Below are 21,221 nucleotides of genomic sequence, written 5' to 3' on the forward strand. Positions count from 1 at the left end.
AAAAATTATTGATATATAAGGAATTTAAATTCAGGCTCAAGTTTACAAAAACTATTGACAATTAAAATCTAAATTGATAATATCTAATTGTATGAGAGCTCATATCATGAGTGAAAGTGTGCCTAGGGATCCGGGCTTTGCCAAGGACCGAGCGGTACTGGTACTTTTTTTATAAAGTATCACACCTTAGGGAAAAAAGCCCAGAGGGGTAGGTTTTACGAAATCTGCCTCTTTGGGCTTTATTTAATTTACTGGAGGAAATTATGAAAACTATTTACCAAGGAAAAACTAAGAATGTTTTAGAAGAAGACGGAAGATGTTACCTACAATTTAAGGATGACATGACAGGAACTGACGGAGTTTTTGATACTGGTGGAAACCAAGTAGCTGGTAGTATTGAAGGTGCAGGTAAAGAATGTCTAAAAGTTACTAAATACTTCTTTGAAAAAATCAATGAAGCAGGAATTAACACTCATTACATTTCTTCTGACCTTGACAATAATTTAATGGAAGTAAAAAGAGCAAGTGTATTTGGTAAGGGTCTTGAAGTTATTACAAGATTTAAGGCCGTTGGATCTTTCTACAGGAGATATGGCCTTTATGTAGAAGAAGGTGCTGACCTTCCAGAATATACTGAAATCACTTTAAAAGATGATGGAAGAGACGATCCACTTATTACTAAAGAAGGACTTGTTGCCCTAGGTATCTTAAAAGCTGAAGAATACGACACAATCGTAGAAATGAATAAGAAAATTGCAAATATTGTAAAAGACCTTTTAAAAGAAAAGGGACTAGATCTTTACGATATTAAATTTGAATACGGTAGACTTGAAGGATCAGACGAAATCGTCCTAATCGACGAAGTTAGTGGTGGAAACATGAGAGCTTACCATAATGGAGAATATGTAGAACCTCTTAATGTTTCAAAATATCTAGAAATTTAAGGAGTTAAAAATGAGAGTATCAATTATAATGGGTTCAATTTCTGACAGAGAAATTGCAGACAAGATCGTTGCAAAATTAATGGAATTTGGGATTGAATATGAAGCCAAAGTAATTTCTGCTCACAGAGCCTTAAAAGAGTTACAAGAATATGTAAAAAATGCTGAAGATGAAAGCCAAGTTTTCATTTCAATAGCAGGAAAGGCTGCCCACCTTGGTGGAGTTATAGCAGCTCTTACTACAAGACCTGTTATTGGAGTGCCTGTTAAGAGTTCAACTCTTGATGGACTAGATGCACTTCTTTCCACTGTTCAAATGCCAAGTGGAGTACCTGTTGCTACAGTTGCTATTAATGGTGGAGAAAATGCTGCAATCCTTGCTGCAGAAATTTTGGCTGTATCTGATGACAATTTAAAGGAAAAGCTAAGACAATTTAGGTCTGATATGTCAGAAAAAATTGCAAACACCGAATATATTTACGAAGGATAAAAGGAGCGGAGATGGCAATTAATTATAAGAATGCAGGCGTAGATGTTGATGCCGGTCAAAGAGAAGTTGAATTAATTAAGAGTATTGTTAAAAAAACCCAATCCAAGGATGTTTTATCATCTCTTGGTGGATTTTCTGGTTTATTTAATTTAGACCTTGATGGAATTAAAAATCCTGTACTTTGTAGTGGTACAGATGGTGTTGGTACTAAAGTTATCTTGGCTCACATGCTTGATAAACACGATACTATTGGTATTGACTGTGTGGCAATGTGCGTAAATGATATTTTATGCCAAGGCGCTAAACCACTTTTCTTCTTGGACTATATTGCAACTGGCAAGCTAGTTCCTGAAAAAATGGAAGAAATTGTAAAGGGAGTTGCCGAAGGTTGTATCCAATCTTCAGCATCACTTATTGGTGGAGAAACTGCAGAAATGCCTGGAGTTTACCAAGAAGACCAATATGACCTAGCAGGTTTTGCTGTTGGAGTTGTTGATAAGGACAAAATTATCGACGGATCTAGCATCAAGGAAGGGGACATAGTTTTTGGTCTTTCTTCCAATGGTATCCACTCTAATGGTTATTCACTTGTTAGAAAAATTGTATTTGACCACTGCAAACTTGATTTAAATGAAGAAATTGATGAATTAAATTCTACTCTAGGGGAAGAACTTTTAAAGCCAACAAGAATTTATGTTAAGGAAATTCTTGAGCTTTTGAAAATTGTTGATATTAAGGGAATGAGTCACATAACAGGTGGAGGATTCTACGAAAACATTCCAAGAATGATTCCTGATGGACTTTGTGCAAAGGTTGATGCATCTGTAATCGAAACTCCTGAAATCTTTAAACTTTTAAAGAAGTGGGCAGATCTAAAGGATGAAGACATGTATGCTACCTTCAATATGGGCGTTGGATTTACCCTTGTTGTATCAGAAGAAGACAAAGACAAGGTTGTTGACTTCTTTAAGGATACTGACTTAAAACTTTATGAACTTGGAAAAGTTGTGGCTGGAGAAGATAAAATTGACCTTAGCCTCTAAAAATATTGCAGTTTTAATTTCAGGTGGTGGCACAAATCTACAAGCCATCATTGACAATACAGAAAATAATTATATTAACGGAAAAATAAAAATTGTCATTTCAAATAGAGAAGATGCTTATGGCTTAGTCAGAGCAGAGAAGGCGGGAATACCTGGCTTCTTTATAAAAGATGATGAAGAGCTCATAAACAAGTTAAAAGAATATAAAATTGATTTAATTATTCTGGCAGGATATCTAAAGATCTTGCCAGAAAAAATTACCAAGATTTATGAAAATAAAATAATAAATATACATCCATCACTAATTCCTGCCTTTTGTGGCAGGGGTTACTATGGATTAAAAGTACATGAGGCCGTCATATCAAGGGGTGTTAAATACACTGGTGCCACAACTCATTTTGTAAATGAGGGGGCAGATGAGGGTCCTATTATCATGCAAAGAATTGTTGAAGTTGAAGACGAGAGTCCAGAAGAACTTCAACAAAAGGTTTTAAAGATTGAGCACGAAATTTTGCCTCTTTCTGTAAAATATTTTTGCGAGGATAAGTTAAAAGTTGTTAATGGAAAAGTTGTAATTGGAGGTTAGGATGAGGGCACTTATTTCAGTTTATGACAAAGAAGGAATTGTTGAGTTTGCCAAAGAACTTGTCAATAGAGGTTGGGAAATCATTTCTACTGGTGGTACTTATAAGAAGCTAAAGGATGCAGGAATAGATGTAATATCTGTAGACAAGGTAACTGGTTTTCCAGAAATTTTAGATGGAAGAGTGAAGACTCTTAACCCAAAAATCCACGCAGGCATACTTGCAAGACGTGATTTAAATGAACATATGGAAACTTTAAAGGAAGAAGAAATAGGAACAATTGATATGGTTGTAAATAACCTCTATCCCTTTGAAGAAAAGTTGCTTGAAAAGGCAGACCACGACACTATGATTGAAAATATAGACATTGGTGGGCCATCAATGATTAGGGCAGCTGCCAAAAATTATAAGGACGTCTACATTGTAACTGATCCAGCTGACTATGACAGTGTACTTAACTACATAGATAAGAAGGATCCGAAGTTTAATGAATATCTTGCCAACAAGGCCTTTAGCTACACTGCACACTATGATGCTGTAATTTCAAATTATTTTGCAAAAAGAGAAGGGGATAGATTCCCAAGATATATAAACAAGTCTTATAAGCTTGTTGAAGAGTTGAGATATGGTGAAAATCCTCATCAAAGGGCAGCCTTCTATGAAGATTCTTATACTCCAGACAAAATTGAATACAAGGTTCTTCATGGTAAGCAAGTTTCTTACAACAACTTAAACGACATGTACTCTGCTCTTAATGCAGTGATTAATTTTGATAAGCCAGCAGCTGTTGCTGTTAAGCATACAAATCCTTGTGGAATTGGAATAGGGGATAGTCTTGAAGAAGCCTTTGTAAAGGCCTATGAATGTGATGATGAATCAATTTTTGGTGGAATAATTGCACTTAATAGGGAAGTTGATATAAAAACTGCAGAAAATCTTTCAAAGATTTTCTTGGAAATTGTTGCAGCTCCAAGTTTTTCTAAAGAAGCCTATGACCTTTTAGCTCAAAAGAAAAATATTAGGCTTATAGAAATTCCTGACTTTGAAAAACTTTACGAGCCAGGGTTTAGATTTAAGCAAGTTCTAAATGGAATTATTATCCAAAACTTTGACGACAAAATTTGGGACGAAGACAAACTAGACTTTGTTTCAAATAGGGAGCCAACAGAAAAAGAACTTGAAGAATTAAAATTTGCCTTCACTTGCTGTAAGACAAGTTTCTCAAACTCAGTTGTAATTGCAAAAGATGGTGGAACTCTTGCCCTTGGTCAAGGAGAAACAAAGAGGTCTTGGGCAGTAGAAGAAGCAATTGAAAGAGCTGGAGAAAAAATAAAGGGTGCAGTCCTTGCATCTGATGGATTCTTCTTTAGGGACACAATTGAACTTCTTGATAAGGCAGGAATTGATGTAATAGTTCAACCAGGTGGATCTGTTAAGGACCAAGAAGTTATAGATTATGCAAATGAAAATAATATTTGTCTTGTCTTTACTAATATGAGACATTTTAGACACTAGGAGGCCAAATGAAAGTACTTGTAATTGGAAATGGTGGAAGAGAGCACGCACTTGCATGGAAGCTTAAAGAAAGTAAATCTGTTGATAAAATTTACATGGCAAGGGGCAATGGTGGCACAGGGGATTTTTGCGAAAATTTAGACATTGACCCAACAGATATTGAAAAACTTCTTGCCTTTGCAGTGGAAAATAAGATTGACCTAACAGTTGTGGGACCAGAAGACCCACTATGTGCAGGAATAGTTGATGCCTTTAATGAAAAGGAACTTAGGGTTTTTGGACCAAATAAGTCTTGTGCCAGATTTGAAAAGTCAAAAGAATTTACCAAAATATTTCTAGAAAAATATTCTATTCCAACTGCAAAATATAAGAGCTTTGAATCCTATGATGATGCAGAAAAGAGTCTTGAAGAATTTTCTTATCCTCTAGTTGTCAAGGCAGATGGACTTTGCCTTGGAAAGGGAGTTATAATTTGCCAAGATAGGGATGAGGCTATAGATGCCATTGAAAAAATATTTAAGGACAAGATTTTTGGCGACCAAGGAAACACAGTTGTTATTGAAGAATTCTTGACAGGAGAAGAAGCTTCAGTTCTTTGCCTAGTTTCAGATAACAAGCTATTCCCTCTTGAAAGGGCTAAGGACCACAAGCAAATTTTTGATGGAGACAAGGGACCAAACACTGGCGGAGTGGGAACTTATTCTCCAGTATCAGCAAGCCCTAAACTAGAAGAAAATCTTGAAAAAATTTATAGAAAAATTGAAAAAGGACTTAACGATGAAGATCTTCACTACTCAGGAATCCTCTTTGTTGGATTCATGATAGAAGATGACATGCCTAAGGTTCTTGAATTCAACGTAAGATTTGGAGACCCTGAGACAGAAGTATTGATGCCGAGACTTGATGTCGACCTATATGAACTTTTAAATAAGACAATAGATGGAAAATTAGAAGCAGATGACATTAAGTGGAAGGATGAGACTTGCCTAACAGTCATCATGTGTTCAGGTGGTTATCCAGGATCCTACGAAAAGGGAAAACTCATCGAAGGACTTGATAAGGTTGATGAGGACTTAATAGTCTTTCACAATGGAACTAAAAAAACTGATGGACTTTACACAAATGGTGGAAGAGTCCTATCAATTACAGCCTTAGGTAAAGATTTAGAAGAAGCTCGCAAGAAAGCCTACGACAATGTAGAAAAAATTTCATTCCAAGGAGCTTACTACAGAAAAGACATTGGGACAAAATAAATTTTTTCATAAATATTTATAATTAAATTTACAGGTGGTTGAAATCAATCACCTGTTTTTCATTGCAGAAAATTATTTTTGTATTAGACTATATATTGGTGGTTAAAATGAAATTAAAATCTTATGAAAATTTACACGAAACATTTTTGGTTATAGTTTTTATTACCTTGGCAGGTGGCTTTCAAGATGCCTACTCCTATCTAATGAGGGGGAAAGTTTTCGCCAATGCACAAACGGGAAATATAGTTCTCTTATTCAAAAACATAGTAGACTTGAATTTTAAAGAATCCTTGGCATACTTAATCCCAGTCCTATCCTTTGCTCTTGGAGTCTATGTTGCAGTCAGGTTTGAAGATGCAATTGAAAAAAGAGTCCTCCACTGGCGTCAATATATAATTGGATTTGAAATAATAATTATGATTCTAGTGGCCATGATTCCAGAAAGTTTAAATAATTTGGCTAATGCCCTTTTATCCTTTTCTTGTGCCATGCAAGTTTATTCCTTTAAAAAAATTTATGGACTTAACTTTGCCACAACTATGTGCATAGGGAACCTAAGATCAGCAACAGAAAATCTTTCTAAGTATCATATAACTAAGCAAGATGTTTATCTTGAAAATGCAAAAAAATATTACACAGTTATCCTTATCTTTGGATTGGGAGCAGCACTTGGCTACTTGACTTCTAAAGGCTTGGGAATTAAATCAATATTAATTGCAGCTGGACTTTTGACAATTTCCTTTTTTATTCTATTTCTAGAAGAAGGTTTAAAGTCTTAAGTTTATGAAATTTATAAAACTAAGTTTATTAAAGATCTATTAATATTTATTCAAAAATTGTTTATAATCAAAAAAAGATTCTAAGTTATATACTATTTCACAAATATGATATATTAGAGGATTAAAACCAAGAGAGGCCTTAAGAGATAAGAGACTTTTTGTTAACTCTATTAACTATAAAGCCATTGACAGATTGAGAAGAGGCCTTAAGCTAGCAGCGAAGTCTCAAGACAATATTTTTGAAACATTTGAGATGATAAATGACGAACATAATATTATTGGAGTCCAATGGAATATTGAAACTTTATTTTATGTGATGAAGCTAGTATAAACTTGTTTATAAATTTTATAAGAAGAAGTGAAAATTAATTTTAAGTCTGAGTTTTTAAACTCAGGCTTTTTTTGAATTGAGAACACTTTAGACTGATAGGGGTTAAAATGAACAAAGGATTATACTTTTAAAAAATTCTAAAAATTATTTTATAAAATTTTACTACAAACATGAAAGTTTTTAAAACTATAATATAGTAATGCAAAGGCTTATGAGACTTTTATAAAACATTAAAATTTTAGAAGAGATAATCTAATTGTAAAAATATTGTATTTTTAATTTACAAAACATGAAAATTAATTCATATTTACATTGTATTTTGCCATTTAATGTGATAAAATCTCTTTAATTTATAAACCAATATTAAATAAATTAGAAGAGGTGTAAAAAATGAAAAAATTTAAAGGGTTTATGGGTATCATGCTTGTAATGCTTATGGCATTGGCATTCACTGGTTGTCAAAAAGTTGACAACGGAGCTGCAAAGGATGAAGGAGAAGCTTCCACAACTGCAGATGCAGGTCAAAAAGCAAAGTTTGAAACTCTAAAAGAAGGCGAAGAATATCACATAGGAATTGTTACTGGTACAGTATCTCAAGCTGAAGATGAGTTCCGTGCTGCTGAAAAGGCAATTGAACTTTATGGTTCTGCTGATGAAGGTGGAGTTATTAAACACGATACTTATCCAGACAGATTTGAAGCTGAACAAGAAACTACAATTTCTAAAATTGTAGCTATGGCAGACGATCCTCTAATGAGAGCAGTTATTGTTAACCAATCAGTTCCAGGAACTGTTGCTGCTTTTAACCAAATTAGAGAAAAAAGACCTGATATCCTTCTTGTAAACTTAGTTGCTCAAGAAGATACAGTAATGGTAGAAAATGCATCTGACCTTGTAATGGATGCCGACAACGTATCAAGAGGATACAGAATTATAGCGGCTGCTAAGGAAATGGGAGCTACTAAATTTGCTCACATCACATTCCCAAGACACATGTCTATTGAACTTCTAGCTCTTAGACGTGCAATCATGGAAGAAGCTTGTAAGGACCTAGGACTTGAATTTATTTCATTAAACGCACCAGATCCTACAACTGATATTGGTGTTCCAGGAGCACAACAATATATAGCAGAAAATATCCAACCTTGGATTGACAAATACGGTAAAGACACTGCTTTCTTCTGTACAAATGACGCCCACACTGAACCACTTCTTAGAGGTGTTGCAGCTGGTGGAGCAATCTTTGTAGAACAAGACTTACCATCTCCAATTATGGGTTATCCTAAGGCATTCTCAGTAGACATCCAAGATATGGCTGGAGACTGGAAGGCAATTAACGAAGCTGTTGAAAAGGCAGTTATCGAAAAAGGTGGCGACAAGAGAATGGGTACTTGGGCATACTCTCTAGGTTATTCACTAACTCTTGGTGCTGTTGACCACGTAATGGAAGTTCTTAAGGGTGAAGGCGAACTTCTTAACCAAGAACAAATTCTTGCTGCTATTCAAAACTACACTGAAGGTGCAAACTGGATGGCTGAAAACTATATAGACAGAGCTACTGGAGAAACTAAAGAAAACCACTTCTTACTAGCTCAAGACACTTATGTATATGGTAGAGGTTACCTAGGTATGGATAAGGTTGACGTTCCTGAAAAATATCTAAACCTAAATGTTGACTTAGACGCTATTAAGGAAGCACAAGAATCAGCAGAAGGACAAGCTGAATAAAATAATATTTATATATTATTAATTAATAAGTAAATATCTTATTGAACAAATTAAAGTCAACGGGCTACCGTTGATTTTAATTTTATATTATGAAGATGGAGGGATTTTGTTGACAAACAGTTTACTTGAAGTCAAGAATGTCAGCAAGAGTTTTGGCGAAAATACCGTCTTAAAGGATGTTAACTTCTCTCTCAATAGGGGAGAAATCTTGGGACTTGTTGGAGAAAATGGTGCCGGCAAGTCAACTCTAATGAATATAATTTTTGGAATGGAAGTTATAAGAGAGACAGGCGGTTATAACGGTGAAATTTATTTTGACGGAAAATTAATTGACTTTAAAAACCCAATTGACGCCTTAAATGCAGGTATAGGAATGGTACATCAAGAATTTAGTTTGATCCCTGGATTCACTGTTGCAGAAAATATTACTCTAGATATGGAAGAAACCAACTCTTCTGTAATATCAAAAGTTTTTGGTAAAAAATTAGAAAGTATTGATGCAAAGGAAAATTTAAAAATTGCAGGTAAGTCATTGGATACTTTAGAGGTTAAAATTGATACTAATGCTCTTGTGTCTGAAATGCCTGTAGGCCACAAGCAATTCATTGAAATTGCAAGGGAAATGACAAGAAAAGATGTTAAATTAATTATTATGGATGAGCCGACAGCAGTTCTTACTGAGACTGAAGCTAATAACTTAACAGACTCTTTGAGGACATTGGCAAATCTTGGAATTTCTATAATTTTCATCACTCATAGACTTCGTGAAATCACTAGTGTTTGTAATCAAGTTGTTGTCCTAAGAGATGGTGAAATAATAGAAGATAGAAAAAATGAAAACCTATCTATTGAAGAAATAGCCGAATGGATGGTTGGAAGAGATGGAGAAAAGAAGCTAGCTAAAGAAAGACTTGCTAAGAACCTAGATTCCAATGACCATATTATGGAAATTGAACATCTATGGGTGGATATGCCAGGTGAAGCTGTATATGATGTTAATCTTTCAGTTGTTAGGGGTGAAATCCTAGGTATTGCTGGTCTTGCTGGTCAAGGAAAGCTTGGTATACCTAATGGGATCCTTGGAACTTATCCTGTAGGTGGTAAAATCACATACAATGGAAAAGAATTAAAACTTGGAGATACCCTAGATATTTTAAGAAATAAGATTGCCTTTGTATCAGAAGATAGAAGGGGAGTTGGACTTCTGCTAGAAGAACCAATATTTTGGAATATAGCCTTTAATGCAATGCAGGTTCAAGAGAAATTCATTAAAAAGATTTTAGGTTTCAAATTTAGGGATGAAGCAAAGATGAGAGAATTATCTGATGAATATATAAAATCTCTTGCCATAAAGACTACGGGATCTCACCAAAAGGCAGGTAACCTATCTGGTGGTAACCAACAAAAAGTTTGTCTAGCCAAGGCCTTTGCCATGGAACCAGACCTTCTATTTGTATCAGAGCCTACTAGGGGTATTGATATAGGTGCTAAAGAACTTGTTCTTGATGCCTTAAAGGAATCTAATGAAAAAGACGATACAACAATTGTTATGGTTTCATCAGAACTTGAAGAACTTAGAAGTATTTGTGACAGGATAGCTGTTATATGTGAAGGTAAAATCGCTGGCATCTTACCAGCAAGTGCAGATCCTACAAACTTTGGACTTCTAATGAGTGGGGAAGGAGAGCTTGGAAATGACTAAAAAGAAAAGTTTAATACAACAAATTGGAATACCAAGGCTTATTATTGCAGTTTTCTTGTTAATATTATTCATTGCTGCTCCCTTTGCTGGTGTTTCTCTTAGAGACTCAGCACAAAACGTTCTTTCAAGATTTGGAATGTTCTCAGTTTTAGTCTTATCTCTAGTGCCTATGGTGCAATCTGGATGTGGACTTAACTTTGGTATCCCAATTGGAGTTGTTGCAGGAATCTTAGGAGGAGTAACATCTATTGAATTTGGTTTCAAAGGTTTTGCAGGAATCTTTATTGCAATGATATTCGCTGCTCTTATTGCTATAGTATTTGGATTTTTCTACGGAATTTTATTAAATAGGATTAAGGGCGATGAGATGCTTATTGCTACTTATGTAGGTTATTCTTTCACAGCCTTTATGTGTATAGCTTATTTGATTCTTCCATATAAGAATCCTGTTTCTGTACTAAGTTATTCTGGTAGGGGACTTTCACAACAAGTTCCAGTTGCAGACTATTGGATGAAGTCCAAGGTATTAGAAAATGGAACAAGAATAACAGAAGGTCTTTTAAACAACTTCTTATCTATCAGCATACTTGGAGTTAGGATTCCAGTGGGAATGTTTTTAATTTTTGCTCTTATGGCCTTTATTGTTTGGGCCTTCTTTAAGACAAAGACTGGTACAGCAATGACAGCTGTTGGTTCTAACCCAGAATATGCAAGAGCATCTGGAATTAATATTAACAGGGTGAGGTTAGTTTCTGTAATATTCTCTACAGTACTTGCTGCAGTTGGAATTATTATCTACCAACAATCCTATGGTTTTATCCAACTTTATCAAGCGCCACTTGCCTTTACCTTCCAAACAGTAGCAGCCCTACTAATTGGTGGTGCAAGTATTAACAAGGCATCTATTCCAAATGTTATAATTGGTACATTTTTATTCCAAGGTGTAATTACACTTACTCCTACTGTTATAAATGGTGCACTAAATATAGATATTTCAGAAATACTAAGAATGATAATCACAAATGGAATGATAATTTACGCACTTACAAGGAGGAGTAAAGATGAATAAAAAATTTAATTCTAAAGAATTTTTATACAGATTTATGGTTCCAATTTTGTTTATAATTATTGTTGTGGCTGGACTTATAATTGCCAAACCACCACTTTCTTATATAACAAATGAGCTTTCAAAGAGAATGGTAAGAAATACCTTCTTAGTACTTTCTCTTATCATTCCAATTATAGCTGGTATGGGAATCAACTTTGGTATCCCTCTAGGAGCTATGGCAGGACAAATAGGAATTATCTTTGCCCAAGACTGGGGATTCACTGGAGCGACAGGACTTCTTATAGCAGCTCTAATCGGTACTCCAATTGCAATCCTACTTGGACAATTCTCAGGTAGAGTTCTTAATAGGGCCAGAGGTAGAGAAATGATCACATCAATGATGCTTGCTTTCTTTATCCTTGGTTGGTACATGTTATTCTTACTTTACTTCTGCGGAACTATAATTCCAATGAGAACTAAGTCCATGGTCCTTTCAGCAGGTTACGGTATTAAAAACTCTATTACCCTAGCATCTGCTCAAGGTTTTGACAACATTCTAAAGTTCAGGATCAACATTCCTATAACTGCTAAGCACCAAATTCTTTTTGATGTTCCAGTAGTTACTCTTGCAATAATCGGTCTACTTTGCCTATTTATCGTTTGGTTTAGAAATACAAAACTTGGCCACGATATGAAGGCAGTTGGACAAGATCAATTTGTTGCACAAAACGCGGGAATGAATTCAGATAAGATAAGAATTGCATCAATTGTTATGTCAACAGTTCTTGCTTGCTACGGACAAATTATATATTTACAAAACATTGGTACTCTTGCAACTTATGCAGGTCAAGACCAAGCAGCACTTTATGCAGCAGCATCAATCCTTGTTGGTGGTGCATCTGTATCAAAGGCTTCAATACCAAATGTTATCTTAGGTACAGCCCTTTTCCACTTAATGTTTATAGTTCTTCCACAAGCGGGAAGAGTTTTAACAGGAGATGCTATGATGGGTGAATACTTCAGAACATTTATCTCTTACGGAGTTGTAACTCTTGCACTTATCCTTCACGCTTTCGAAAGAAAGAGAGAGCTTGATGCAAATAGGTTAAAGTTAAGAGAAGACAAGATAAAAGATGGAAATAAAGTAGCAGAATAAAAATAAATTATGCAAAAGAAAATTGCTCCACATAATAGTGGGGCAATTTTTTGTGTAAATTTTTAAAACTATGAATTTGAATTTAAATTAAACTCAAAGAAAAGTCTTAAGTTAATTTTAAATTATAAAGTGATTTCAAAATTATAAACAAGTAAAATTTATAAATTAGTTTATAAAACAAAAGCAGTTAAAAATTATAGATTGATAAAAACATGTTTTTTAATTTTACAGATTAAATAAAAATTATTAATTTAAAAAATATATTTTTAAAAATACTTGTAATAAATTATATTTCTACATATTTATTATTTTCCATAATAAAGGGAGGAGCAACCTCTGGATCAAGATAGTCCCTGTACTTTTCTTTCAAATACATATAGGCATCTTCCTTCTTAGAGAACTTTATTGCTTGGTAGGGCTCTTCAAAAGAAATCTTTTCTAAAAATAAATAGCCATCATCTAAAGGAAGGAGGACTCCAACGTGACCAATAAATAGGTAGTCGCCATCTAAGTTGTCGTGAAGTACTACTGAGACCATGCTGGCAGTCCTTGGAAAGTCAACTTTTGACAAAAATTCTTCCATTACCTTGGCATGAATTTTTGGGTCTTTAGAAGATGAAGTCTTTACTCTTGAAAATAATTTATAAAAATTTTCTAAGTCCTCATTATTAAATAAATTTAAATTTTTTAAGGCTTCCTTATCCATGAAAAGCATCTCATCATCAATATCCATATCATATTTTATGGACAAGTCATCTTTTAATAGTAAAAAAGAATTTATCCTGCAATTTGTGTCAGGATACTTGTGGCTTATGGAAGATCTCTTGTCTATAATTTCTCCAGTCTTATCTATCTTAGAAGCCCTTTCAAAGTCACCACTAAGCAAATTTTTTGAGATTTCTTTGTTGTAGTCCTTAACAAGATTAGCGAAAGATTCTGCAACATTTTTATCTAAATTCTTTTCTATAGTAGACCTAACAAGATCAAGTGAAGTGTCATTATTCATATTTGATATGAGATAATCTTTCTGTTCATTTTTATCAAGTTCACTTACTTCAATCTTAGTCTTATTATCTTCAATTTTATTATCTTTATTTTTATTTCCACATCCTGAAGCTATAAGAGTCAGACATGTGAGAATTATTAGTGATTTTACTTTCATTTTTCCTCCAAAAAATATTTTCTCTGCTATTATACAATAGAAATTTAAAATTGAAATTTAAAAATAAAAAATAATTTAAAATTGAAAATATAATATAAATATCAGGCCCTTATCCCAGGGTCATTTTTAAAAATAAAAATAAAAAAAACTTGAACTTTGTTCAGAAAAGTATTATTATATCTTTTGCAAAGATGAACAACGTTCAGTTATTAATAAAAGTTTAGAAGGAGGTAAAAATGACGTCTCAAGATAAAAGAAAAGAGAAAGAAAATAAAATCTCAGAAGCTGCTATGTCTTCCTTTAGAGAAAAGGGGATAGAAGTTACTTCTATTAGAGATATTATGAGCAGGACTGACTTAGGCCTGGGAACTTTTTATCTTTACTTTAGAGATAAAAAAGATCTGGAGCAAAGAATAGTCCTAGATATAATGACGGAGCTCTTTTATGAAGCTGAGTCCACTTGTGTGGATAGTGATCCCAAGAAGAGATATATTTCATTTATAAATTATATAATTGATCACTTAGTTGAGGATCCTCTTGAGTTGCAACTTTTTTCAAACAACTTAAACTGGGCTCTTTATGCAAAGATAGAAAATGATGATAGGTATAAAGAAACGGACAATAACCTTCAATTTATTTTAAATAAATATTCAAGTTTATTTAATGATGAGTTATCAGAGTCTGAAAGATTATTTATCTTGTCATTAACTATTCAGATAGTTCTTTCAACTTGTGAATCAGCCTTAATGCCAGACTCAGTTCTTGATATTGAAGAAATGAAGCCTGCTTTGTACAAAATCGTAGACAGAATATTTAGATAAAGGAGTAGAATGAAAAAATTTACAAAATTTATTTCACACAGACCTAAATTTATACTCTTAGTCATGACCTTACTTTTGATTCCCTCATTTATAGGTTACAAGCTGACTGGAGTAAACTATGACATCTTGTCCTACTTGCCTCAAGACTTAAAGTCAACCCAAGGTCAAAAAATCTTGGATGAAGACTTTAAAAATGCGGCCACAGGTATGTTAATTTTAGAGGGAAGCGACCATGATGCAGAGGTCTTGCGAGAGAAAATACTTGAGATAGACGGGGTTGAAGATGTAATTTCAAAATCTTCTACTGTAGGAGATATGATTCCCAGCGGATTTTTACCAGATGAGGTAAAAGATATTTTTTATGCTGATGGATCCACTCTTATGATAGTAAAGTTTAGTGAATCATCATCTTCCTTGACCACAATGTCAGCTATAGATGAAATTAGAAAGATTGAGTCAAATCAAAAATACCTAAGTGGGATTTCTTCACTTGTTAAGGATACCAAGGATTTAATTGACAAGGAAACACCAATATATGTTGGACTTGCAGTTGTTCTTGGACTAATAATTTTGTCCTTAACAAATGAATCGACTATAGTTCCCTTTGTATTCATGCTCACAATAGGTTATGCAGTCTTGTATAACTTTGGGACAAATATATTCCTGGGAGAGATTTCTTACATTACCAAGGCCATAGCAGCTGTTTTGCAGCTTGCTGTTACCATGGACTATTCAATCTTTCTTTACCACAGGTATGTTGAAGAAAAAAAATATTACGATACAAAATATGACGCTATGGATGTTGCAATCCAAGAGACAATTTCATCTCTTTTTGCATCATCACTTACTACTTTTGCAGGATTTATTGTCCTAATAGCAATGAGATTGGGCTTAGGTAAGGATATTGGTCTTGTTATGAGTAAAGGGGTCCTAATTGGCCTAATCTCAACTGTAACAGTCCTTCCAGCAATGCTTCTCATGGTTGAAAATTTAGTAAACAAATACAACCACAAGGTTATGCTGCCAAGTTTTGATAAATTATCAGACTTTAACATTAGGCACAAGAAGACCCTTTTCCTTGTTGCTATAGGATTATTTATTCCAGCAATTTATGGATCATTGAACACAAAGCTCTACTACAACTTAGACAGGTCCTTGCCTCAAGACCTAGATTCCATAGTGGCCCTCAACAAGATGAAGAAGGACTACAACATGGCAAGTACCCACTTTATAGTAGTAAAAGATGATTTATCAAATTCTAATCTAGAAGGTTTAATCAGTGACCTAAAGGGAATTGAAGGTATAAACTCTGTTTTAAGTGTAAGTTCAGTAACGGGGGTCACTGTTCCTAGCGAATTCTTGCCAGACAAACTTCAAGATAACTTTAGCAAGAATGGTTACCAAATGATCATGGCAAACTCTGAGTTTCAAACAGCATCACCTGAAGTGAAAAGACAAGTTGCACAAATGAAAGAAGTAATAAATGAACATGACGAGGAAGGTTACCTAACTGGTGAAGCGGTTTTAACGGATGACTTAACAGTAATATCTGACAGGGACTTTAAAATAGTAAATATTATTTCTATTTCAGTAGTATTTTTAATTATTGCCCTTGTATTAAAGTCTATTGGCTTTCCAATAGTTTTAATTGGAGCAATTGAACTTGCCATACAAATAAACATGGGAATTCCTTTTTACTTCAACCACACAATACCATTTATTACATCTATAATAATTGGGGTTATTCAGCTTGGATCAACTATAGATTATTCAATACTTTTGACAGATAGGTTTTTAGCAGAATACAAAAAGTCCAAGGACGTAGACGGATCTTTAAAAATTGCTGTTAAAGAAACTTCAAAATCAATTGTAACTTCAGCCCTATCTTTTATGGCGGCAACAATTGGTGTAGGTATCTATTCTAAGATGGAAATTGTATCAACAATTTGTACTTTTTTAGCAAGGGGTGCCATTATAAGTATGCTTGTAATCATACTTTTACTACCTGCTATTATTTCAATTAGTTTTCCTTTCATTAAGAAGACTACAAAAAACTTAGATTAAATTATTAAAAGGAGAGAAAAATGAATAAAAATTTTCAAAAGGGAGTTATTTCCCTTGTCCTATCTTCTATGATATTAACTAATACTGCCTTTGCAGCATCAGAAATTATAAATAAAAGTGAAACAGTTTATGTCCTAAAGAAGGATGATAAAATTACAGATAAGACTGTTTCAGTTTGGCTAAACTCTGAAGATAATATTAAGGGAAAGGACAAGTCAAACTTAAAAAATGTAAAGAACTTAAAGACAGATGAAATGATAAAAAATGATTCAGGATATATTTATTGGGACGAAGATGTTAAGGACATCTACTACCAAGGTAAGAGTGAAAAAGACCTTCCAATAGATGTAAAGATCGATTACTATCTTGACGGAGAAAAAATCGAAAACTCTGATTTAAAGGGTAAGTCTGGTCACTTAAAAGTTGTCCTATCAGCAGAAAATAAAAACTATGCTATAAAGAGAATTGCTGGCAAAAAGCAAAGAGTATATGCACCCTATACCCTAATGGCAGCTATGGCCTTTCCACAAGAAGTAGCTTCTAATATTGAAACAGATGATGCAAAAGTGGCAAAAGATGGAAAAAATGAAATGGTGACAACAATTTTAACACCAGGCCTAAGAGAAAACTTTGAAACTATTCTAGAAGAAAGGCAAATGGAAGACTTCAAGAGCCAGGCAACAATAGAAATGGACGTTAAGGACTACAAACCTGTTGAAGCATATATTGTTATTTCCAATGAACTATTCCAAAACGAAGCTGACCTAGATACTATTGACAAGTTAAGAGATGGAATTAAGGAACTAGAAGATAATTCAAAAAAATTGGTAGATGCTTCTTCAAAATTATCTGATGCCCAAGGCGAATTAAATGACGGTATCTCAGAAATGGGAGATGGATCTGTTAAATTAAAGGACGGTTCCAAGGAACTTTATGAAAAGTCTGGAGAGTTTGAAGACAAAATTGATGAAGTTATTGATAAGGTTGAACCGATTCCAGGTGCAGCACAAGAAATGTATGAAGGTGGAAGCAAATTAACTTCTGGTATCACTGACTACACTTCTGCAGTTGGCAAGATGAATGAAAAAACTGGAGAAATGAAAGATGGGGCAAGAAAGCTTCACGATGGTTCAGTGGAACTTGACAATGGAATTGGAAAATTAAAAGACGCAACAACACAACTTAGAGAAGGTTCAAGCAAGCTTAGCAAGATTGATGAGATGAAGGAAGAAGCCTTAAAGAAACTATCTGAATTAAAAGCTGGGATAGAAAAACTATCAGCTGGTGCAGACAAGGTTGATGCTGGTGCAAGTAAGGCACTTGAAAGCTCAAAGGAGCTTGCAGCAGGTCAAGATAAGTTTAATAGCAACTTCCAACAATTAAATGATAAGGTTCAAGGAATGAAGGCCCCAGATCTTTCTGGTCTTGAAAATATAAATGTTGAAGGAGACCTTCAAAAGATTGGCGCATCTGCCCAAAGTATTGGAGGTTCAGCCCAAGAGATTGAACAAGTAATAGGAATGCTTAGTCAAATTCAAGATCCAGAATCACAAGCTATAGCTTTCCAAGCAATTACTAAACTTGGTGGAGCAGCAAGAAATATTGGTAAAAACGCACAAACAATTGGTGGATCAGCACAAAACGCTGGAGCACAACTTCAAGCTTTAAAGGGTTTAAGTGGAATGGCAGGGCAACTACAAGGCCTTGATGAGCTAAAGGGGGGCATGAATCAACTAGCTGCTGCATCTGAAAAATTAAATGCAGGTACAAGTCAGCTTCCTGGAGGACTTGAACAACTCCAAGCAGGAACATCAGAACTTGCAAGTGGTGCAAGACAAATTGATGGAGAACTTGGAAAGGCAATGACTGAAGCAGCATCAAAACTTGACACATCACAACTTATGAAGCTTTCTGACTCACTTGTAAAACTTGATGATGCAACTACAAAATTAAAAGATGGCTCATCAAAACTAAGAGAGGGAACAGGAGAAAGTGAAGAAGCTGTAAATAAATTTACAGATGCAATAACAGAACTTGACTCCAACTCAGGCAAGTTAAATGACGGTGCAAGTGATTTAACAAGTGGTCTTTTAGAATTTAGAGATAAATCTAAGGACTTCAAAGAATTCCCAAGACTTAAGACAGAGGGAATTGTGCCAATGAGGGATGGAATAAAAAAACTTGACGATGGTATCATTGATTTAAGTGCTGGGGCCTTTAAACTAAAAGATGGAAGCAACCTAATTGACGATAACATGAGAATCTTCGCAGAAAAGCTTCAAGAATTTAAACAAAAGGGAATTGACGAGCTTGACAGAAAGACAGAAGAACTTCCAGAATTTAAAGAAACTGTAGACGCCATGTTAGAACTTTCAAAAGGCGACAACTCCTTCACAGGAACTAATGAAGGTTTTGATACAAAATACAGAATCATTGAAAAAATAAAATAAGAGTGAACTTTTATTTTAAATGGGTAAGTAATTTACAAGAACGTTTAAAATAGGAGGTTATTATGGAAGTTAAAAAAGGTAGAAACTGTTATTATATAGGCGAAGACGAAAATAATTACAAGGGAATCTTGACTTACGAAGATAAGGGCGATGTAATTGATGCCCAACACACTATTGTGAAACCAGAATTTGGTGGACAAGGACTAGCAGGTGAACTTGTAAAACAACTTGTGGAAGATGCAAGAAAAGAAAATAAAAAGATTTTAGGAACTTGTTCTTACGTAGAAAAGAAACTTGAGTCAAGTGACTATGATGATGTAAGAGCATAAAAAAAGAAGATGGGGTGACCCATCTTTTTTAATGCAAAAAATTATTATCTTTTAATAAAATTTTATTTAAAATATAACTTCATATCACCATCTTGAATTAGGCCTTTCCTGTAGAGGACTTCGTAGATTACAAAAGTAACAAGACCAGGCAAGATTATATGCATAAGTAAAATTATTCCCAAAAGTTTCATAAAAGGAACATCTGGCATGGCAGTAAAGGTTGAAATTTGTCCAACAAGTCCACTAGTTCCCATACCTGAACCAAGGGGAGTGTTTTCTAGTTTAAATACCATTGTAGACACTGGTCCTAGGATTGCTGATGAAAGGATTGGCGGGATGATTATAAGAGGTTTTCTCACAATATTTGGCATTTGTAACATTGAAGTTCCAAGACCTTGGGCCACAAGGCCTTCCACCTTGTTGTCACGATAAGACATAACTGCAAAGCCAACCATTTGACAACAGCAACCAATAGTTGCAGCCCCACCAGCAAGCGATGAAAGTGATAGCATCATTGATAGGGCAGCAGATGAAATTGGAAGGGTCAATACAATACCAACAACAACTGATACAATTATTCCCATAAAGAAGGGTGCTTTATTTGTTGCGTTAATAATAATTGCTCCCAAGAGATTCATGAAGTTGCCAATATAAGGACCAACAAAGTTGGCAACAAAAACTCCAGTTAAAACTGTAATGGCAGGAGTGACTATAATATCAATTTTTGTCTTCCTGCTGACAAGTTTACCAAACTCAACAGCCACTATAGTTGCAATATAAACACCCATGGGACCTCCAAGATCGTTGCCAGCAATCCCAACAACAGTTGCCGCATAGACAACAAGACTTGGTGCACCCATAGCTGTGGCAATAGCAACTGCAATAGCAGGTCCCGTTGCCTTTTGAGCAAGAGGCCAAAGGACATCAGTCAAAAATAAAATATTAAAAGACTTGCCAATAGTATTTAATATTGTACCAACTAAGAGAGTTGCAAAAAGACCAAAGGCCATGGCACCGAGGGCATCAATAAAATATAATTTTGCCTTTCTATTTATAAAGCTAGAGAAAGATTTTTCCTTATTACTCATCATATTCTCCTTACAATATCATCAAGCTTGTACTTTGGAACAACATAGTTTCCCTTATCATCTAGGTAATATGATTGGTCCTCTTCTATATCAATTTCTTTTATTGAAGACTCAAGCTTTGGATAGCCAAAAGCCACAACAAGACTACAAGTATATCTCTCATCATAGGATAAAATTTCACGCATCTTCTCATCAACAACACTTCCAATGATGCAAGATCCAATACCTCTTTCTGCAGCAGCAAGAGTTAAATTAGAAATCACAAGTCCTTGGTCAACTCCATCGAATTTTAATTTCTTTTCCTTGTCACTTAAGATGGCAATAAAATATACAGGTCTTTCACCTTCCTTAGGCCTACCAGCATCATTGGGAAGGGAAGCAGCCCATCTTGTGTTATCAAAAATCTCTAAGACTTTTTCTTTGCTTTCAACAGAGATAAATCTTAAGAATTGTCTGTTGTTTGCACAAGAAGCAAACTTAATAGAAGATAAAATTCCATCAATATCTTCCTTAGCAAGTTCTCTTTCTTCATCAAACTTTCTGTAAGATCTTCTCCACTCTAATAATTTTTCTAAATTCATAATTCCTCCATTTGCAATAAACATCTTCTTGTTAACTTTATATTTTACAACAAAAAAAGAATTTATCAATTAAAGGATTAAATAGATGATAAAAAATTTAAAATAGGGTATAAATAATTCAGTAGGAAAACGAAGGATTTTCTAAAAAACATTTTT

19 protein-coding genes are annotated in these 21,221 nt (G+C 34.4%); 16 read left to right on the forward strand and 3 right to left on the reverse strand.

The genetic code is table 11. The features are described 5' to 3' along the window. The first annotated feature begins 263 nt into the window (after window positions 1–263). The 12 genes from DRZ96_RS06830 (at window position 264) to DRZ96_RS06885 (ending at window position 12,570) form a co-directional block, all read left to right on the forward strand. A complete protein-coding gene (locus DRZ96_RS06830) occupies window positions 264–944 on the forward strand; it encodes a phosphoribosylaminoimidazolesuccinocarboxamide synthase (RefSeq protein ID WP_070700884.1) in 681 nt (226 codons plus the stop codon). A gap of 10 nt (window positions 945–954) precedes the next feature. Then, on the forward strand, window positions 955–1,431 hold the full coding sequence (purE, locus tag DRZ96_RS06835) for a 5-(carboxyamino)imidazole ribonucleotide mutase (protein WP_070700886.1): 477 nt from the start codon (window positions 955–957) through the stop codon (window positions 1,429–1,431). A gap of 11 nt (window positions 1,432–1,442) precedes the next feature. Continuing rightward, window positions 1,443–2,474: a phosphoribosylformylglycinamidine cyclo-ligase gene (gene purM / locus DRZ96_RS06840; RefSeq protein WP_112890081.1), complete on the forward strand. Its 1,032-nt coding sequence runs from the start codon at window positions 1,443–1,445 to the stop codon at window positions 2,472–2,474. Beyond that, window positions 2,458–3,060: a phosphoribosylglycinamide formyltransferase gene (gene purN / locus DRZ96_RS06845; protein ID WP_197720989.1), complete on the forward strand. Its 603-nt coding sequence runs from the start codon at window positions 2,458–2,460 to the stop codon at window positions 3,058–3,060. The genes purM and purN overlap by 17 nt, the downstream gene beginning before the upstream one ends. 1 nt (window position 3,061) lies before the next feature. Further along, a complete protein-coding gene (gene purH, locus DRZ96_RS06850; protein WP_112890083.1) occupies window positions 3,062–4,573 on the forward strand; it encodes a bifunctional phosphoribosylaminoimidazolecarboxamide formyltransferase/IMP cyclohydrolase in 1,512 nt (503 codons plus the stop codon). A gap of 8 nt (window positions 4,574–4,581) precedes the next feature. Next, a complete protein-coding gene (gene purD / locus DRZ96_RS06855) occupies window positions 4,582–5,826 on the forward strand; it encodes a phosphoribosylamine--glycine ligase (protein WP_112890084.1) in 1,245 nt (414 codons plus the stop codon). Window positions 5,827–5,933: 107 nt separating this feature from the next. Next, the gene (locus tag DRZ96_RS06860) at window positions 5,934–6,605 is read left to right on the forward strand and encodes a YoaK family protein (protein WP_112890085.1); all 672 of its coding nucleotides are present in this window, start codon (window positions 5,934–5,936) and stop codon (window positions 6,603–6,605) included. Window positions 6,606–6,717: 112 nt separating this feature from the next. After that, window positions 6,718–6,936, forward strand: coding sequence for a gamma-glutamyl-gamma-aminobutyrate hydrolase family protein (locus DRZ96_RS12315; RefSeq protein ID WP_112890086.1), 219 nt, complete (start codon window positions 6,718–6,720; stop codon window positions 6,934–6,936). A 390-nt stretch (window positions 6,937–7,326) separates the two neighbouring features. Then, window positions 7,327–8,664 carry a DUF3798 domain-containing protein gene (locus tag DRZ96_RS06870; protein ID WP_112890087.1) on the forward strand — a complete coding sequence of 446 codons (1,338 nt, stop codon included), beginning with the start codon at window positions 7,327–7,329 and terminating at the stop codon, window positions 8,662–8,664. Window positions 8,665–8,773: 109 nt separating this feature from the next. Next, a complete protein-coding gene (locus DRZ96_RS06875; RefSeq protein ID WP_112890088.1) occupies window positions 8,774–10,366 on the forward strand; it encodes a sugar ABC transporter ATP-binding protein in 1,593 nt (530 codons plus the stop codon). Further along, window positions 10,359–11,435, forward strand: a complete 1,077-nt coding sequence (locus tag DRZ96_RS06880; RefSeq protein WP_070700902.1) for an ABC transporter permease subunit — start codon at window positions 10,359–10,361, stop codon at window positions 11,433–11,435. The genes DRZ96_RS06875 and DRZ96_RS06880 overlap by 8 nt, the downstream gene beginning before the upstream one ends. Next, on the forward strand, window positions 11,428–12,570 hold the full coding sequence (locus tag DRZ96_RS06885) for an ABC transporter permease subunit (protein ID WP_112890089.1): 1,143 nt from the start codon (window positions 11,428–11,430) through the stop codon (window positions 12,568–12,570). Before DRZ96_RS06880 ends, DRZ96_RS06885 begins: the two co-directional genes overlap by 8 nt. A 286-nt stretch (window positions 12,571–12,856) precedes the next feature. On the opposite strand, the gene DRZ96_RS06890 is transcribed toward DRZ96_RS06885, so the two are convergent. After that, complete coding sequence (locus DRZ96_RS06890; RefSeq protein ID WP_112890090.1) at window positions 12,857–13,732, reverse strand: DUF4300 family protein; 876 nt, start codon at window positions 13,730–13,732, stop codon at window positions 12,857–12,859. Between the two features lie 236 nt (window positions 13,733–13,968). On the opposite strand from DRZ96_RS06890, the gene DRZ96_RS06895 reads away from it, so the two are divergent. The 4 genes from DRZ96_RS06895 to DRZ96_RS06910 all read left to right on the forward strand — a co-directional run bounded on the left by DRZ96_RS06895 (window position 13,969) and on the right by DRZ96_RS06910 (window position 19,396). Then, window positions 13,969–14,553, forward strand: coding sequence for a TetR/AcrR family transcriptional regulator (locus DRZ96_RS06895; RefSeq protein WP_112890091.1), 585 nt, complete (start codon window positions 13,969–13,971; stop codon window positions 14,551–14,553). Window positions 14,554–14,562: 9 nt separating this feature from the next. Continuing rightward, window positions 14,563–16,617: an efflux RND transporter permease subunit gene (locus tag DRZ96_RS06900; protein ID WP_112890092.1), complete on the forward strand. Its 2,055-nt coding sequence runs from the start codon at window positions 14,563–14,565 to the stop codon at window positions 16,615–16,617. Window positions 16,618–16,637: 20 nt separating this feature from the next. Continuing rightward, on the forward strand, window positions 16,638–19,067 hold the full coding sequence (locus DRZ96_RS06905; RefSeq protein ID WP_112890093.1) for a methyl-accepting chemotaxis protein: 2,430 nt from the start codon (window positions 16,638–16,640) through the stop codon (window positions 19,065–19,067). Window positions 19,068–19,129: 62 nt separating this feature from the next. Further along, window positions 19,130–19,396: a GNAT family N-acetyltransferase gene (locus DRZ96_RS06910; protein WP_112890094.1), complete on the forward strand. Its 267-nt coding sequence runs from the start codon at window positions 19,130–19,132 to the stop codon at window positions 19,394–19,396. Window positions 19,397–19,458: 62 nt separating this feature from the next. On the opposite strand, the gene DRZ96_RS06915 is transcribed toward DRZ96_RS06910, so the two are convergent. Together DRZ96_RS06915 and DRZ96_RS06920 are read right to left on the reverse strand one after the other, a co-directional pair. Continuing rightward, on the reverse strand, window positions 19,459–20,484 hold the full coding sequence (locus DRZ96_RS06915) for a PTS transporter subunit IIC (RefSeq protein ID WP_112890095.1): 1,026 nt from the start codon (window positions 20,482–20,484) through the stop codon (window positions 19,459–19,461). Beyond that, window positions 20,484–21,065, reverse strand: a complete 582-nt coding sequence (locus tag DRZ96_RS06920; RefSeq protein WP_112890096.1) for a nitroreductase family protein — start codon at window positions 21,063–21,065, stop codon at window positions 20,484–20,486. The genes DRZ96_RS06915 and DRZ96_RS06920 overlap by 1 nt, the downstream gene beginning before the upstream one ends. Window positions 21,066–21,221 lie beyond the last annotated feature (156 nt).

The organism is Peptoniphilus harei, assembly GCF_900454685.1.
GTDB classification, from domain to species: domain Bacteria; phylum Bacillota; class Clostridia; order Tissierellales; family Peptoniphilaceae; genus Peptoniphilus_A; species Peptoniphilus_A harei.